The organism is Aquidulcibacter sp. (assembly GCF_049239865.1).
In the GTDB taxonomy this organism is placed as follows: domain Bacteria; phylum Pseudomonadota; class Alphaproteobacteria; order Caulobacterales; family Aquidulcibacteraceae; genus Aquidulcibacter.
In genome coordinates, this window is record NZ_JBMLTR010000193.1 from 1 (window position 1) to 14,268 (window position 14,268).

Genomic DNA, 14,268 nt, shown 5'->3' on the forward strand with positions numbered 1-14,268 from the left:
GACGTTAACAACTCATTTACTCTGCTAGGATGACATCGCAACAGAGATTCGCGGCGAGGTCGAAGAGGTCTTCGGTTCTCGCGTGATTAGGGGGCTTAGTGATCGCACGAGCGAGCATTCATGATCCAGACCCTGCCGACCTTCGGGTTGGTTCTCTAAGCGTCTTGTTGAAAATCAACAATTCTATGCGCGCCGCAGCCCCAGGGTCTGCGGCGTTTTTTGTTTCCACGAAGCAAGTCCTGAAGGAGCATGTCTATGGCTAAACGCCCAGCAGTCCGTCGCACCCGTGATCAAGCAGAGCAGTCGCGTCAATCGCACAGCTTGGGGGGCTCGAAACATGGCTCCTACACACAGGAAGAATCGAATGTACGGGCGCTGTTTGGCTGGAACCCAACGGCACAGGATGATGGTCTGGACCGCGATCAGAGCTTCTTGAAGAAGGTTAAACCCCGCACGGCGGGTCAGGAGAAATTACTCGACGCCATCGATTCAAACCCGTTGGTGGTCGCGATTGGCCCAGCGGGCACGGGCAAGACATATTTGGCGATCTCAAAGGCTGTGGAGGCGCTTGAAGCCGGCAGAGTATCGCGCATTGTGCTGTCGCGGCCTGCAGTTGAAGCAGGCGAGTCGATTGGCTTCTTGCCCGGTCACATGGAAGAAAAGCTCGCACCTTATCTGCGGCCCTTGATGGATGCGCTGTCCGATCGCTTGAGCCCAAAGCGCCTGAAGACGATGATGGTGGAAGGCCTGATTGAAATCGCCCCCATTGGCTTCATGCGGGGCAGGACGCTGAACAACGCATTTGTCGTGATTGATGAGGCGCAGAACTGCACCTATGGCCAACTCAAAATGCTGCTCACGCGCTTAGGCTGGCATTCGACCATGGTCGTAACGGGCGACCCTGCTCAGACGGATCTCTTGCCAGAACTCTCCGGCCTTGGCCAAATTGCTGATGCGCTGGATCGGCTTGACGATGTGGCGGTGGTTCGATTGGCCGATGTCGACATCGTGCGCCACCCCTTGGTCGCCAGCATGTTAAGCGTGCTCTAACTTGCAAAAGAAAGGCCCGCCGCAGAGCTTCTGTGGCGGGCTAAATCTTGTCTTGCGAAAGTGCGACTATTCTTCCAGATCAATATCCAGAATGGCCATTTCAAAGATGTAAGAGGTCTCGCCCTCATCTTCATCGATATAGACGGTGCCCAGGAATTCAGGACCCAAATACACTTCCATCGAATCCTTCACCCCGGCACGTGGCTTCAAGATCACGTCCTTCGTGCGGAAGACCCGGTTCATATGCGCTTCAACGCGCTTCCACTCAGGATTTGCCATCATTCCTCTCCAAGAATTTGACCACGGGTTTAGGGGGAAGTGGCCCAACAAGAAAGAGGGCTAAACCCGCAATTGCCCGTCGAGTACAGTCACTGCCGTCCCGCGCAAGAGCACGCGGTCACCGACAACTTCGCAGGTCAAAGCCCCACCGCGACCGGGATAGGCTTGGAAATAGGCGATCCTCGACTTGCCCAACTTGTCGGAGAACAAGGGCGCGATGATACAATGTGCAGAGCCGGTCACAGGGTCTTCGGCAATGCCAGAACCCGGCGCAAAAAAGCGGCTAACCACTTCATAGTCGGCGCCGGGATCCGCAAAGGCAGATACCATCAGATTGCCCCGATCCCGTACCAGATGCTTTGAACAAATCCGTTCAATCTCCGCATGGTTTGGCTTAAGGGCTCGCAGGACGGTCTCATTCTTCACAATGGCAACGGCATAATTGCCGACCCAAGTTTCAATCACTTCAGCGCCCAAAGCATCCGCTAAACCTGCCGGGGTCTCAATTTGGAGTGGGGGATTGGCGGGGAAGTTGAGCTCGAGCTGGCCATCATCCAGCATCCGCACGGTCAATTGTCCACTCATGGTGTCAAAGGTAAGGACTGGGGCCTGAACCCCCAATTCGTTCAGCAAAACATGGGCGGAGGCCAAAGTCGCATGGCCGCACAAGGGAATCTCAAGCGCCGGCGTAAACCAACGCAGCCCGAAGCGGGCGGGGTCGTCGGTTTTCAAGAGATAGGCGGTCTCGGCCTGATTATTCTCCATCGCCAAAGTCTGCATCCAAGCTGCATCGGGCCACACATCAAACGGCTCCACCACACAAGCGGGGTTGCCGGTGAAGGGCTTTGAGGCAAAGGCATCAACGAGAAACTGGCGCATGTCAGGCTTCCTTGAATTGAACTTCCGGCCAACGGGCTTGAATGCCGGCCACTTTGGCTTTGGTATTGCCTGTGGCCCCGCGCTTTGGATTTGGGCGTAAGGTCATGGCGAACATGTCTTCAAGCCCGAACGGGGCTGCGAGGCTGATGCTGTCATCAGCCTCTAAGCGAACCGCAATGGCATCACTGAAACACAAATAGCGTTCCAGCGATTCGTCGGTACAGCTCAAAGGCGCATAGGGGCTGCCAAAGCGTTGCTCAAACCACAAATGCACGCGGGCTTGATTGCGAACTTCGACCAAGGGCTTCAAGGCTTCCGGCAAAAGTTCGTCGACAGCCTTGATAACGCGGTCTTCGGCGTCCCAAGAGGTGTCTGGATCAAAGTAGCAAATGTCATAATCCTTGATGCCATAATCGGCGGTCCTTCCCGTCAGGGCATTCCAAACCGTGCCATAGATGGAACCCGCGACAAGCCGCCAGTCTGGCAAATTGGCGTCGCGAACAAGGGTCAGCACCTCCATCACTTTCGGACTGGCACGCACCATGTCGATTAAGCGGGTCTCAAGGGTCTCGCTCATTTCTGGAAGGGCCAAGCATGATTGAGGGGGCCATGGCCTTTGCCAAAGCCGGGTGCGCGCTTAATGGCTTCGACCAAATAAGCCCGTGCACGCTCCACGGCTTCTTCAAGTTCTACGCCCTGCGCCAACAAAGCAGAAATCGCACTCGCCAAGGTGCAGCCAGTTCCATGGGTGGAACTTGTATCAATCCGCTCGGCCTCAAAGAAGACTTCACCCTTTTGCGTGGCCAACAGGTCGGTGAAGCGAGCCCCAGGAATATGGCCACCTTTGACCAGAACAGCAGAAGCACCCAACCGCAACAAGCGCTCAGCTGCCCGCCGCTGACCATTGATCCCATCAACAGCAACATCGGCAAGGCGCTCAGCTTCGGGGGCATTCGGGGTCAACAGGCCTGCAAGCGGAATCATCAAACTCTTCACAGCGGCGACGGCCTTATCCTCCAGCAAAGGATGACCGCCCTTGGCTACCATGACGGGATCTATCACACGGGGTACGGAGCTGGTGTAAGCTTCCAGGGCTTCGGCAACCGTCTCAACGGTCTCGATGCTGCCGAGCATACCGGTTTTGACCGCATCGACGCCCAGATCGCTTGCCACGCAAGAAATCTGGTCCCGTATAACTTTGAGAGGAATTGGATGCACGTCGAACACGCCCAGCGTATTCTGCACAGTGATGGCCGTTACAGCCGTCATGGCAAAACCACCCAGCGCTGTGACGGCCTTAATGTCGGCCTGAATGCCGGCACCGCCACCACTGTCACTGCCCGCCACGATCAGAACGCGGCCTTTGGGTTCGCTCGTCATGAATTTGCCTCTCAATTTTGGACTAGGAGATTGAATGGGCCAAATCGAGGCCGTTAAACGTCTAACAGGGCTGTTTGCACGGTCAGGGCTTGGCGGGTCTCGGCGACATCATGAACCCGCAGGATCTGTGCGCCATGTTGGGCTGCAAATAGAGCTGCTGCAACAGAGCCGCCCAAACGATCGCCCACTTCGGCACCCTGGTCGAGGGCGGCGATAAAGCGCTTACGCGAGGCCCCAACCAGAACGGGCCGACCTAGCGCGACGAAACGGGGCAAGTCGCGCAACAAAGTCAGATTATGCTCTAAGGTTTTGCCAAATCCGATGCCGGGATCGACGATGATGTTAGAGAGCTTCAGACCAGCTTGGATGGCTTGGCCAATGCGCCCAACCAAAAAGTTCAAAACCTCGCCCGTCACGTCGCGATAGTGCGGGTCTTGCTGCATAGTCTTCGGATCGCCTTGGGCGTGCATCAGCACAACGGGTACATCCAGTTCCACAGCAGTCGCGAGGCTATCTGGTGCAAAGGTCAACGCCGAAACATCGTTCCAGCAGTCGGCTCCGGCCGCGACAGCGGCGCGGGCAATTTCGGGTTTGCGGGTATCAATGGAAATGGCAACAGAACTCTCCCGCCGGATCGCTTCAATAATCGGTAAGACGCGCGCAAATTCTTCGCCTGTATCGACCGGATCAGAGCCGGGTCGGGTGCTTTCGCCGCCAATATCGAGGATATCTGCCCCTTGTGCGATCAGTCTCCGCGCCTGCTCAAGGGCCGCGTCGACGCTCAAAAATTGGCCGCCATCTGAGAAACTGTCCGGCGTGGTATTGATCACGCCCATCACCAAAGGTCTGTTTGGCTGGGCAAGTGCTTCTAGGAATGGATTCATGAGTGGCAAACTAAGCAAGTTTGCCGCTCAATGACAGGGTATGGTGTGCGAAAGGCCTCGTTTGATATGCACCCTGGCTCGTCATGCAGCGGGTGACCTGCTGGCAATTATACGCCCGGCTGCTTGGTACGCATTTCAGGGTTAGACCTTTAGTATCGTCAGTCGCTCGGGGACAGGCCGCCTCGAAGTGAAAGGGTGAGGCGCACCAACAATCTGTGCCAAGGCCGCTTCAAGGGTTGCATACTCAAACACAAACCCGCTTTCGAGTGCAGCCTTCGGGTACACCCGCTGACCGCTTAACAATAGTTCCTCGGCAAAATCACCCAGCAAAAGCTGCAGAGGCCAACGGGGGATTGGCATGATTGCGGGCCGGCTGAGTGCCTTGCCTAGGGCGGCTGTGAAGTCGCAATTGGTTGCAGGCTCTGGCGCAACCGCATTGAGCGGGCCTGCCAAACCTTCGGTGGCGACGGCATGGCAAATGAGCCGCACCATGTCGTCACGATGGATCCAACTCATCCAATGGCTCCCGTTACCAAACCAGCCACCGAGCCCAAATTCGAAGGGCGCGAGCAAGCGTGCCAGCATCCCACCGCTGCGATCTAGAACCAGCCCAGTTCTTAGAAGGACGGTGCGAACACCGTAATTTGCTGCGCGCCCAGCCGCTCTTTCCCAGCTGACGCAAACGCGGCGTGAGAAACAGGGGGCACCAGTGTTTGCCTCCGTGAGCATTTCATCCCCGCGCAGGCCGTACCAGCCAATGGCTGAGCCACTGACGAACACTGAAGGCTTGTGGCTAAGCCGGGCGATAAGGCGCAAGATGGAATAGGTGGTCGCAAGGCGTGACCGAACAATGGATAGCCGCTTTCGTTTCGTCCACAGCCCATCAGATATGGGTTCACCCGCTAGATTGATGATCGCGTCGATCCGCGTCTCCTTGGTGATTTCGTCCAGTGACTCAATGTACCGCACAGGGCTTGCGGCAGTAAGCTGCCCTGCCTTTGCGCGGTTTCGGGTCAAGAGCATCACTTGGTGCCCTGCCGCGACGAGTGCTGTCACCAACCGACTGCCGATAAACCCGGTGCCACCAGTAATCAGCACCGTTTGCTGTGGCGGAAGCGCGGTGGCGAGGGTGGCGGGGGCGCGCTCCGTCAACCGAGTTGTCCGCTGTGCAGCATGCAAATCCCGTAAACCGGAGAAGATAACGCCAACAGCAGAAATGGCACAGAACCAGCTCATGATGCCGTGATAGCTTGTAGGCAGTGCCGTTGGCAGCTGCGCCAGCCCGATCAGCCAAGGAACCAGCATCGCCAAGATGACGCCGTAATTGAGGGTCAGCAATGTGTGGGTCACCCGTTCGCTGCTGGGCAAGTGGCGGGTTCGATCTTCCTCAACAAAATCCCATAGCGTGATCAGTAACTCGCCAGCCAATAACGCCAACAGGGCACTTGCCCACAGGCCCATTGGCTCGAACCAACCCAGCGCTGTGAACATCAAAGCATAGGCCAAGTTGCGCACGCCATGCAGGTTTAGCTCTACCTGTTGTGATGGGCGCCAAGCCAAGCGTTCTGTGCCCTCGTGGTGATGTATGGTGTCAAACGCACCCATCATCATTTGCGCAAAAATAAACATCCAGAGAATGTCAGTCATGATTGAGGCCTCCTAGCTCATTGGCTTGGTCGCAGAAATGGATGTGTTGAAAGAAGACTTCACCAAGCAATGCGTGACGCAGGGCGAGCGTGAAAGTGAATGTGCCGCCACCACAATCGGCATGATCGATGGTCAATAGTCCGGGTGCGAGCAGGTTCGGAATGCGCAGTCGCAAACGTCCGATTTGTAAAAAATAGTGATCACTGGAAAAACGTATCCCACCCTCAATTGGGCTGACGCACAATGCGATCCCGAAACCACCACCAAGATATTCTTCTAGACCTGTTGGTCCCGCAAATCGTTTGGCTGAATGGATCACCTGGGGAAAGCCGCGCTTACGGGCATAGATCCGGGTCCAAGTCTGCCCCCCGCTAGGGCCATGTTCGGTAACACTGACAATAGCTGCGACACCACTGTCTCGATCCAATGGCAAGGGGGCACCAATAAGGCGACTGGCCTGGGCTAACATCCATCCGCTGGTTTTCATCCGGCAGGTGAGGACTTGTCCGGCATAGGTTGCAGATTCGCCGGCGTTTAAGCGCTTGCCAAAGCGAAGGCGAACGGCATCTGGCAATTGGGCCCAGCCCTGCTTGCCGAGCAGGTTGCGAAAGCGCAGGTCTGCTAAGTCAACGGTGCTCGTAACGGCAGGCGTTGTCGCCTGTTTTTCAGATTTAAGCTTTGCCGTGCTGCGCATGTCCCCGTCTCCTGTATGATTAGTTATTTCTGTAATCAGAGAAATTAAATGGCAAATTTTATCCGTCTCCCTTGTCCGCATTATCCTTACGCCCGACAAAGTTGAGGAGGCTGACGACTTTCGACCCAAGCTTGATCAAACCCATGATTTGCTGAGGCGGAACGTGGATCATCTGACTATACCAACCTTCCACCGTCGATATGAAATCATGCATGCCTTTCAAGCGCTCACGGACAACCGGGCTGATCTTGGGGTCGTCTGCATGTTCCATGGCTGCACGAATGGCTGTGACCATCGGATCAATCTCGCGTTCTTTACGACCTTGAGCCACTTTGCTTGCCATCTGCCAAAGGTCGGTTTCGGCAACATAATAGTCGCGTCGGTCACCCATGACGGGCACCCGCATAACAAGCTTCCAATTCAAAAGCTCCTTGATGCTGTTAGACACATTGGAACGCGCCATACCGAGCTTTTCGGCGATCTCCTCGGCGGTCAAGGGCCGTTCAGATAAGATCAGGAGTGCCTGAATCTGTGCGACGGAGCGATTGACGCCCCATTGCCCACCAAGGTCGCCCCAATGAAGAACGAAGGCTTCGACCGCGGCCGGGAGTTTGTCTGTAGTGCTTGTAATTTCTGTCATGACAGAAATATCTGCCATTCCTCGAGCAATGTCAAGCCCGTTTTTTTGGGGGTACTTGGCGTTCCTTGATCCTTGCTTGTGGCGCACATTCTGTAAGCAAGCTGTTCGGGGTGTGCGAAAGGCCTTTCCTTCACAGCGCTGTGAGGTCAAACTAGCAGCATGACTCAACTTGCGACTCCCCCAGCACCGCGCGCCTATGGCGCTTTGAATTGGATCGGCCTGCAAACGCTCTATCAGCGCGAAGTACGCCGCTTTTGGAAAGTGGCCGTTCAAACGATTTTTGGCCCAGTTGTCTCCACTTGGCTGTTGATGGTGGTGTTTGTCATGGCCTTTGGGGCGGACAAGCGGATGATGAGCGGCATCCCCTTTGCGGACTTCTTGGCACCTGGTCTGATCATGTTGTCGATCATTCAGAACGCGTTCGCCAATTCCTCGTCGTCCTTGATTGTCGCAAAAGTTCAAGGCACGACGGTGGACTTCTTGATGCCGCCCTTGTCGGCTGGGGAACTGACCGCTGGCTTTATCGCTGGGGCCACAACGCGAGGGCTTTTGGTGGCGCTCGCCATGGCCGTGTCGATCACCATCTTTGCCAATGTGATACCCAAGCATATCGGCTGGACGTTATATTTCGGTTTGACCGGGGCGATCATGTTTGGCGCTTTTGGTGTCTTGGGTGGGATTTGGGCGGATAAGTTCGATAATCTGGCCTTTGTCACCAGCTTCTTGATCACGCCTTTGACCTTCTTGTCGGGCACATTTTATTCCATCAAGGTGCTGCCAGAACCGTTCCATACGATGTCACTCTGGAATCCGGTCTTTCATCTGATTGATGGCTTTCGCTATGGCTTTACAGGACATGCCGATGCCGATGTGATGACGAGCGCAATGTCGACTGGCCTGATCAGCCTTGTGCTGGTCTTCACCTGTTGGCGGGTGTTCAAGACGGGGTGGCGCATGCGCGCATAAGGCTGTAAAAGGCCCCCGTCCGATTTGGCTTCGAACGAGGGACCTAGCAGAGGCTGGGCCCTTTTTCGTTTGCTCCAATCGGCACACATACATGATTTGGCCCATGATTTGGCCCATGACTTGGAGAATGATCCGTGAGCGCTGCCCCGTTAATGCCCGTCTATTCCCCCGCCCCAGCCGATTTCGTGCAAGGGCGAGGCGTCGAAGTCTTTACGGCTGAGGGTAAGCGCTATCTCGACTTCATCGCAGGGATTGCGACCAACAGTCTCGGCCATTGCCACCCAAAGCTGGTGGCAGCCTTGACGGAGCAGGCGAACAAAATCTGGCACATGTCCAACATGTATCAGACAGAGCTTCAGCGCTCACTGGCACAAAAATACACCGATGCCACTTTTGCTGACGTCGTATTTTTCGCCAATTCTGGGACTGAGGCGATTGAAGCCTGCTTGAAGCTGACCCGCAAATATCATTCGGCCAAGGGCAATCCAGAGCGGATTGAGATTTTGGGCTTTGAAGGCGCTTTCCATGGCCGCTCTTATGGTGCGATCAATGCTGCGGCCAACCCGAATTATCTGGCAGGCTTTGGCCCGCCTTTGCCAGGCTATCGTCAATTGCCATTCGGCGATCATGAAGCGCTGAAGGCGGCGATTGGCCCCACAACGGCTGGCATTATCTTAGAGCCTGTCCAGGGCGAAGGTGGCGTACGCGCAGTGCCAAACGAGTGCTTGCAGGGCTTGCGCGCTTTGTGCGACGAGCATGACATCCTGTTGATTTTCGACGAAGTGCAATCCGGTGCTGGGCGGACCGGCAAATTGTTCGCCCACGAATGGGCTGGCATTACCCCGGATGTGATGGCGGTTGCAAAAGGCATGGGTGGTGGTTTCCCAATGGGGGCCTGCTTAGCCACAGCAGAAGCAGCCAGCGGCATGGTTCGTGGCGTGCATGGATCGACTTTCGGCGGCAATCCCTTGGCAATGGCTGTGGGCCACGCGACCTTTGACGAGATCAACCAGCCTGAATTCCTTGAGCATGTGCGTGATATCTCTAATCACCTGCATCAGTCCTTGGCAGGCCTGAAAGATCGGTATCCAGATCTCGTGGTTGATGTGCGCGGCAAGGGGCTGTTGGCCGGCCTGAAGTTGACCATCGACCCCTTGAAAGTGCGCCAATTGTGCTTTGAGCGCGGGATGCTGGTTGGTACCGCTGGCCAGAATGTCTTGCGGATGGCCCCACCTTTGATCGTGTCGCCAGACGATGTTTCTGAAGCCATCTCCATTCTGGATGCAGCTTTGGCTGCTGCCCAGGCAGAGGTTAAAGCAGCCGCTTAAATCGGCCTGACTGGACAATTCGCTATGCGTCACTTTCTGGATATTGATAGCCTCACCCCAGAGGAGGTTCGGGCTATTCTCGATGAGGCCCATGCGCGTAAACGGGCGCGCCAAGGCTGGCCCAAAGGCAAAGTCGATGCCGATGCGCCGCTCGCTGGCCACGTGCTAGCAGCGATCTTCGAGAAAAATTCAACCCGCACGCGCGTGTCTTTCGATGCGGCGATGCGCCAATTGGGTGGACAGACGCTGGTCATGGATGCTGCAACCAGCCAATTGGGTCGGGGTGAATCCATTGCTGACACCGCGCGTGTTTTGTCGCGCATGGTTGATGTCATTGCCTTGCGCGCCAATAGTCACGCTAGCCTTTTGGAATTGGCGGAATATGCAACCGTGCCGGTCATCAATGCTTTGACCGATTTCTCGCACCCATGCCAGATTTTGGCCGACCTCATGACTTTGGAAGAAGCGGGCATTACGTTGAAAGGTGCGAAGATCGCTTGGGCGGGCGATGGCAATAATGTGCTGACCAGCTTTATCCACGCTGCCGCAAAACTGGGCTTCCAGGTGGCTGCGGCTTGCCCGGCAGGCTTCCGACCTTCTGAAGAGGTTTTGGTGGCTGGGCGTGCCGCTGGGGCTGTTGTTGAGGTGTTTGACGACCCTGCAGAGGCGATCACTGGCGCAGATTGCGTGGTGACCGACACCTGGGTCTCGATGGGCGATACCAATGTGGGTGAGCGTATGCAGGCGCTCGGGCCCTATCAGGTCAATGAGGCTTTGATGGCGAAAGCTAAGCCAAAGGCGATTTTCTTGCATTGTTTGCCCGCCCATCGCGGCGAGGAAGTGACCAATGCCGTGATGGATGGCCCACAAAGTCGGATTTTTGACGAGGCGGAGAACCGGATCCACGCTCAAAAAGCTGTTCTGACTTGGTGCTTGGCGCAAGGGGCGAGCCAATGACGTTTGATGCCAATCCCTCCGATCCTGACGCAGACTTGATGGCAGCCGCCGACGATATTGTCGCGGCCTTTCAAATCGATGGCGAACCGGTACGCGGCCGTATAGTGCGTTTGGGTCCGGCAACCGTCGATGAAATCCTGCAGCGTCATCAATATCCCGATTGTGTCGCGCGTTTATTGGGCGAAATGCTCACCTTGGCGGCTTTAGTCGGGGCCTCGCTGAAATTCGATGGCAAGCTCATCATTCAGGTGCAAGGCGAGAATGGCCTTGAAGGTCCGGTCCGCTTCATCGTCGCAGAGTATCGAACCAATGGTGCGCTTCGCGGTTACGCCAATGTGGATGGCGTGGCTTTGGCTAAGCTATTGGCTGAAAATGCTGAGCCGACATTGCCTGAATTGATTGGACCTGGCCTCTTTGCCATGACGGTGGATCAAGGCGATGACATGGACCGCTATCAAGGTACGGTCGCGCTGGAAGGCGATACATTGGCGGAAGCCGCGGCACTCTATTTTGCCCAGTCCGAGCAAATTCCAACCCGGATCCGAATCGCTTGCGCAGAGACCCAAGGCCCAGCAGGCCGGTCACAATGGCGGGCAGGTGGGGCTTTAATTCAGCAGGTCGCCGGTGACAGTGCGCGTGGAGACACCGCGATGGCATGGGAGCATGCCTCAATCCTGTTTGAAACCTTGGAAGACCGTGAGTTGATCAATGCTGATTTGTCAGCTGGTGACTTGCTATTCCGCTTGTTCCACGAAGATGGCGTGCGTCTATTTGAAGCCCGGCCCATCGAAACAGCCTGCACCTGCTCTAGCGAGCGGATTCTCGCTCTGCTCAAGCAATTCGGGGCAGAGGCTGCGTCGGACATGATTGAGGCCGACGGTCTCATCCGGGTCCGTTGCGAATACTGCAACAAAAGTTTTGACGTGCGGCCCGAAGAGTTGCTCTGAATTTCGAGCCCATCGGAACGCAAAAAAGGCGGCCTTTCGGGCCGCCTTTTTGTTTCGTGTTCAGGAAAGCTTAGTGGCCGCTACGTTGAGCCACGAAGGTAGCGCTGTTGCCGATTGCCGATGCGCTAGCCGAGATCATGCCCATGTTGCCGCCGTTGAACGTGGTGGTCGCGGTTACATTGCCACTGTTGTATTGAGTGGTGCGGCCTTCAACCAAAACGCTCTCATTGCCGCACGAAGCGCAGGAGTAAGCGGTGATGGCATTGCCAACTGCAGACGAAGTCGCTTGGCCTACGCCGCCATTGGCCGATGCACCCGAGAAGTTGGTGGTTGCCGAGACATTGCCGCTGTTGTTTTGGTCCATGAACATTGAAACGTCCGAGCCCAAGTTCGACAACAGAGCCGAGTTACCAACCGAGTTGGAGCCAGTCATTGCAAAGCCTTCGAAATTGTCGAGATTGACAACAGAGCTCGAAGAAACATTGCCGCTGTTGTTCTGCGAGCCGCTCATTTGAGCATAGCCCCATTTATTTTGAATTTCGGCCAAGTTGCCGGCGGCAGCTGCACCGCTTGAAACATTGGTTGCGCTGTTGACGTCAACGGTCGAAGTGGTGGTGACTTCAGCGGTGTTGTTTTGGTCAACTTCAGCAAAGATCGTGGCCGATTCACCTTCCCAGCGGGCTGAGTTCGCCGCGCCAATGGCGTTGGACGAGATTGCACCATTGTTGCAGCAAGCGGTCACTTTCGAAGAAGCGTCAACCTTTGCAGCGCTGGTTTGGGTCACTTTGCCTTGGGTGTAGCCATTCTTGGTGAAGCTGCCAAAGCTGTTCGCCGTGGCTTGAGCACCAGAGATGAGATAGTCAGCCGAACCGACGTTGATGTTCGAAGTGGCGGTGATCTTGGTGCCAGCTTGTGCCGTTTGGGTTGAATCAATGCCGATGGTGGCGCAGCAGCCTTCAACTTGAGCAGCATTGCCGTGGGCGACGGCAGTGCTTTGCGTGACACCACGTGCATTCTGGCCGGTCACCAAATTCGTTGCCGAGACAGTGCCGCGCAGCGTCTGAGTGTTGGATACATTCATGCTCTGCTCAACCGCTTTAGCCGACATGGTATTACCAGCAGAAAGGTTGTTGGCAGCGGTGCCGTGGCTTGTTTGGAACTCGACGTTCAGAGTAGCAACGGCATCGCCCATTTGGACTTGGCCATTCAGGACTTCATAAGGCGCATGCTGTGCGCTGGCGATAGCTGGGATAAACGCCAAGACGGCTGCAGTTGCGATGAGATACTTTGCCTGTGCCATGTTCTACTCCACGATCTTGAGATCTGTCTCTTTCCGGCACACTTGGCCGGTGTTGGGAGTAGGGTTGCTGGTTTCGTGCCAACGAAGGGAGTTTGGCCTTAAGAATTCTCCTAAAGTGGGAAAAATGCAGCTGCCTTAGTCCGAGTCGAGCGACTGACGGAGGCGTGTTTTGATTTTGGCGAGGCTGTCGGGCGTGATTGGACCAAAAACGCCGCGTGCTGGCTCAGGGATATGGGCCATGGGGTCTTCGTCCGACTGGAAGATGTAGTGGTCGAAGACCGCCTTCCAAGCTTGCTTTTCTGCTTTGGGTAAGTCGCGCAAGGTCAGGAGTGCATGCTGAAGGGTCAAGCTTGGGGTGATTAAATGCTCTGGTCCATCTCGCCACCAGAAATTCACCAGCATGCCAACGGGGGTCAAGGATTCGACATGGTGAATCCATAAGCTTGGCATATAGAGAACGTCCCCCGGCTCCAGGTCTGCAATCTTGGCCGCCTTCATCGCGTCCGCAAAGCGCGGATGGGTTGTTAGGTCTGGATCCTTGAAGTCCACCAAGGAGATGGGTTGGCCTGCTAGGGTATGATCGAGCGGGCCAATATAAAGGTTCTTCAGCTCTTCAATCGGGAACAGGGTAAATCGACGCTTGCCAGCCACCACACAGGCTAAGTTTTGCGGAAGGTCCCAGTGCGCGGCTGTGCGAGTTTGGTTGCCAATCCACAATGACACCTTGGTTGCCGTCTTGGGACCCAATAAGGGCATCGGACATTCTATCGAGAGAGCGGGGAAAAATTGTGGGAAGGGTAAAGCCCCTGCATACATGCTCGGCGGGTTCTCGACGTCGCGCAGTCGTAACAAAATGCTTAAAAGGGTTTCAACAGAGGCAGAGCGCACATCAAAGTTGTATTCTTGAAGGTCAGGCCCGTATCCAAAGCGCCCTTTGATTTCCGGCGGCGCAAAAAAGCAATTTGCCGGCGCCTCTGTCGCGTGTCGGCTAACATAAGCGCAGATCTCTTGATCCGAAATCAAGCCAGCTTGGACGATCGGCCAGTCGCGCACGAGACCGCGCAGGATAGCAGGTTTATGAGCGGGTTGGATCGTGCTCTGGAAAAGCGCCAGATCAACGTTTTCATAGGTCTTGACGGGCTTACATTGTGACCAATCCGCAGCCATCGAGGTTTTCCCCATCCGTTTCGCTTTGCTGATAGCAAAAGAGCGGCCCTGTTTGGGCCGCTCTTTGTCATGGTGTCAATGATTGTTTGGAACGAGGCTTAGTTCTTTGTGCCGCGGAGTGAGCGTGAGACGCTTTTATCGCGGGTGTCG

At 55.7% G+C, this 14,268-nt stretch carries 15 protein-coding genes; 5 read left to right on the plus strand and 10 right to left on the minus strand.

The window, feature by feature from the left end; all coding sequences use genetic code 11:
* Positions 1–255: 255 nt before the first annotated feature.
* Positions 256–1,050 (plus strand): PhoH family protein, encoded by a 795-nt coding sequence (locus tag ACOVRA_RS13815; protein ID WP_421720809.1) that lies wholly within the window; start codon positions 256–258, stop codon positions 1,048–1,050.
* A 66-nt stretch (positions 1,051–1,116) separates the two neighbouring features.
* Here the strand turns inward: ACOVRA_RS13815 and ACOVRA_RS13820 are convergent, their stop codons facing one another.
* The 8 genes from ACOVRA_RS13820 to ACOVRA_RS13855 all read right to left on the minus strand — a co-directional run bounded on the left by ACOVRA_RS13820 (position 1,117) and on the right by ACOVRA_RS13855 (position 7,453).
* Positions 1,117–1,329, minus strand: a complete 213-nt coding sequence (locus ACOVRA_RS13820; RefSeq protein WP_290802122.1) for a DUF3126 family protein — start codon at positions 1,327–1,329, stop codon at positions 1,117–1,119.
* A 60-nt stretch (positions 1,330–1,389) separates the two neighbouring features.
* Positions 1,390–2,208 carry a PhzF family phenazine biosynthesis protein gene (locus tag ACOVRA_RS13825; protein ID WP_421720810.1) on the minus strand — a complete coding sequence of 273 codons (819 nt, stop codon included), beginning with the start codon at positions 2,206–2,208 and terminating at the stop codon, positions 1,390–1,392.
* A 1-nt stretch (position 2,209) separates the two neighbouring features.
* Complete coding sequence (locus tag ACOVRA_RS13830) at positions 2,210–2,785, minus strand: nucleotidyltransferase family protein (protein WP_421720811.1); 576 nt, start codon at positions 2,783–2,785, stop codon at positions 2,210–2,212.
* A complete protein-coding gene (gene thiD / locus ACOVRA_RS13835; protein WP_421720812.1) occupies positions 2,782–3,588 on the minus strand; it encodes a bifunctional hydroxymethylpyrimidine kinase/phosphomethylpyrimidine kinase in 807 nt (268 codons plus the stop codon). Before thiD ends, ACOVRA_RS13830 begins: the two co-directional genes overlap by 4 nt.
* Before the next feature lie 53 nt (positions 3,589–3,641).
* Positions 3,642–4,472, minus strand: coding sequence for a dihydropteroate synthase (folP, locus tag ACOVRA_RS13840; RefSeq protein ID WP_421720813.1), 831 nt, complete (start codon positions 4,470–4,472; stop codon positions 3,642–3,644).
* Positions 4,473–4,613: 141 nt separating this feature from the next.
* Complete coding sequence (locus tag ACOVRA_RS13845) at positions 4,614–6,119, minus strand: TIGR01777 family oxidoreductase (protein ID WP_421720814.1); 1,506 nt, start codon at positions 6,117–6,119, stop codon at positions 4,614–4,616.
* Positions 6,112–6,894 carry a DUF4166 domain-containing protein gene (locus tag ACOVRA_RS13850; protein WP_421720815.1) on the minus strand — a complete coding sequence of 261 codons (783 nt, stop codon included), beginning with the start codon at positions 6,892–6,894 and terminating at the stop codon, positions 6,112–6,114. The genes ACOVRA_RS13845 and ACOVRA_RS13850 overlap by 8 nt, the downstream gene beginning before the upstream one ends.
* Positions 6,872–7,453, minus strand: coding sequence for a GbsR/MarR family transcriptional regulator (locus tag ACOVRA_RS13855; RefSeq protein WP_421720816.1), 582 nt, complete (start codon positions 7,451–7,453; stop codon positions 6,872–6,874). The genes ACOVRA_RS13850 and ACOVRA_RS13855 overlap by 23 nt, the downstream gene beginning before the upstream one ends.
* 159 nt (positions 7,454–7,612) lie before the next feature.
* Here ACOVRA_RS13855 and ACOVRA_RS13860 point away from each other — a divergent pair, with 159 nt between their 5' ends.
* The 4 genes from ACOVRA_RS13860 to ACOVRA_RS13875 all read left to right on the plus strand — a co-directional run bounded on the left by ACOVRA_RS13860 (position 7,613) and on the right by ACOVRA_RS13875 (position 11,651).
* Positions 7,613–8,419, plus strand: a complete 807-nt coding sequence (locus tag ACOVRA_RS13860) for an ABC transporter permease (RefSeq protein ID WP_421720817.1) — start codon at positions 7,613–7,615, stop codon at positions 8,417–8,419.
* A 152-nt stretch (positions 8,420–8,571) separates the two neighbouring features.
* A complete protein-coding gene (locus ACOVRA_RS13865) occupies positions 8,572–9,747 on the plus strand; it encodes an aspartate aminotransferase family protein (RefSeq protein ID WP_290802127.1) in 1,176 nt (391 codons plus the stop codon).
* Between the two features lie 24 nt (positions 9,748–9,771).
* Positions 9,772–10,704 (plus strand): ornithine carbamoyltransferase, encoded by a 933-nt coding sequence (argF, locus tag ACOVRA_RS13870; protein WP_421720818.1) that lies wholly within the window; start codon positions 9,772–9,774, stop codon positions 10,702–10,704.
* A complete protein-coding gene (locus tag ACOVRA_RS13875; protein ID WP_421720819.1) occupies positions 10,701–11,651 on the plus strand; it encodes an Hsp33 family molecular chaperone in 951 nt (316 codons plus the stop codon). The genes argF and ACOVRA_RS13875 overlap by 4 nt, the downstream gene beginning before the upstream one ends.
* 70 nt (positions 11,652–11,721) lie before the next feature.
* Here ACOVRA_RS13875 and hfaD read toward each other — a convergent pair whose 3' ends face one another.
* Together hfaD and ACOVRA_RS13885 are read right to left on the minus strand one after the other, a co-directional pair.
* Positions 11,722–12,951: a holdfast anchor protein HfaD gene (gene hfaD, locus ACOVRA_RS13880; protein ID WP_421720820.1), complete on the minus strand. Its 1,230-nt coding sequence runs from the start codon at positions 12,949–12,951 to the stop codon at positions 11,722–11,724.
* Between the two features lie 135 nt (positions 12,952–13,086).
* The gene (locus ACOVRA_RS13885; RefSeq protein ID WP_421720821.1) at positions 13,087–14,118 is read right to left on the minus strand and encodes a cupin-like domain-containing protein; all 1,032 of its coding nucleotides are present in this window, start codon (positions 14,116–14,118) and stop codon (positions 13,087–13,089) included.
* Between the last annotated feature and the right edge of the window lie 150 nt (positions 14,119–14,268).

What these genes read in the sequence shown, in the direction of transcription:
- ACOVRA_RS13815 (WP_421720809.1), top strand. Translation starts at nt 256, where the DNA reads ATGGCTAAACGCCCAGCAGTCCGTCGCACCCGTGATCAAGCAGAGCAG.
- ACOVRA_RS13820 (WP_290802122.1), bottom strand. Translation starts at nt 1,329, where the DNA reads ATGGCAAATCCTGAGTGGAAGCGCGTTGAAGCGCATATGAACCGGGTC.
- ACOVRA_RS13825 (WP_421720810.1), bottom strand. Translation starts at nt 2,208, where the DNA reads ATGCGCCAGTTTCTCGTTGATGCCTTTGCCTCAAAGCCCTTCACCGGC.
- ACOVRA_RS13830 (WP_421720811.1), bottom strand. Translation starts at nt 2,785, where the DNA reads ATGAGCGAGACCCTTGAGACCCGCTTAATCGACATGGTGCGTGCCAGT.
- thiD (WP_421720812.1), bottom strand. Translation starts at nt 3,588, where the DNA reads ATGACGAGCGAACCCAAAGGCCGCGTTCTGATCGTGGCGGGCAGTGAC.
- folP (WP_421720813.1), bottom strand. Translation starts at nt 4,472, where the DNA reads ATGAATCCATTCCTAGAAGCACTTGCCCAGCCAAACAGACCTTTGGTG.
- ACOVRA_RS13845 (WP_421720814.1), bottom strand. Translation starts at nt 6,119, where the DNA reads ATGACTGACATTCTCTGGATGTTTATTTTTGCGCAAATGATGATGGGT.
- ACOVRA_RS13850 (WP_421720815.1), bottom strand. Translation starts at nt 6,894, where the DNA reads ATGCGGACAAGGGAGACGGATAAAATTTGCCATTTAATTTCTCTGATT.
- ACOVRA_RS13855 (WP_421720816.1), bottom strand. Translation starts at nt 7,453, where the DNA reads ATGACAGAAATTACAAGCACTACAGACAAACTCCCGGCCGCGGTCGAA.
- ACOVRA_RS13860 (WP_421720817.1), top strand. Translation starts at nt 7,613, where the DNA reads ATGACTCAACTTGCGACTCCCCCAGCACCGCGCGCCTATGGCGCTTTG.
- ACOVRA_RS13865 (WP_290802127.1), top strand. Translation starts at nt 8,572, where the DNA reads ATGCCCGTCTATTCCCCCGCCCCAGCCGATTTCGTGCAAGGGCGAGGC.
- argF (WP_421720818.1), top strand. Translation starts at nt 9,772, where the DNA reads ATGCGTCACTTTCTGGATATTGATAGCCTCACCCCAGAGGAGGTTCGG.
- ACOVRA_RS13875 (WP_421720819.1), top strand. Translation starts at nt 10,701, where the DNA reads ATGACGTTTGATGCCAATCCCTCCGATCCTGACGCAGACTTGATGGCA.
- hfaD (WP_421720820.1), bottom strand. Translation starts at nt 12,951, where the DNA reads ATGGCACAGGCAAAGTATCTCATCGCAACTGCAGCCGTCTTGGCGTTT.
- ACOVRA_RS13885 (WP_421720821.1), bottom strand. Translation starts at nt 14,118, where the DNA reads ATGGCTGCGGATTGGTCACAATGTAAGCCCGTCAAGACCTATGAAAAC.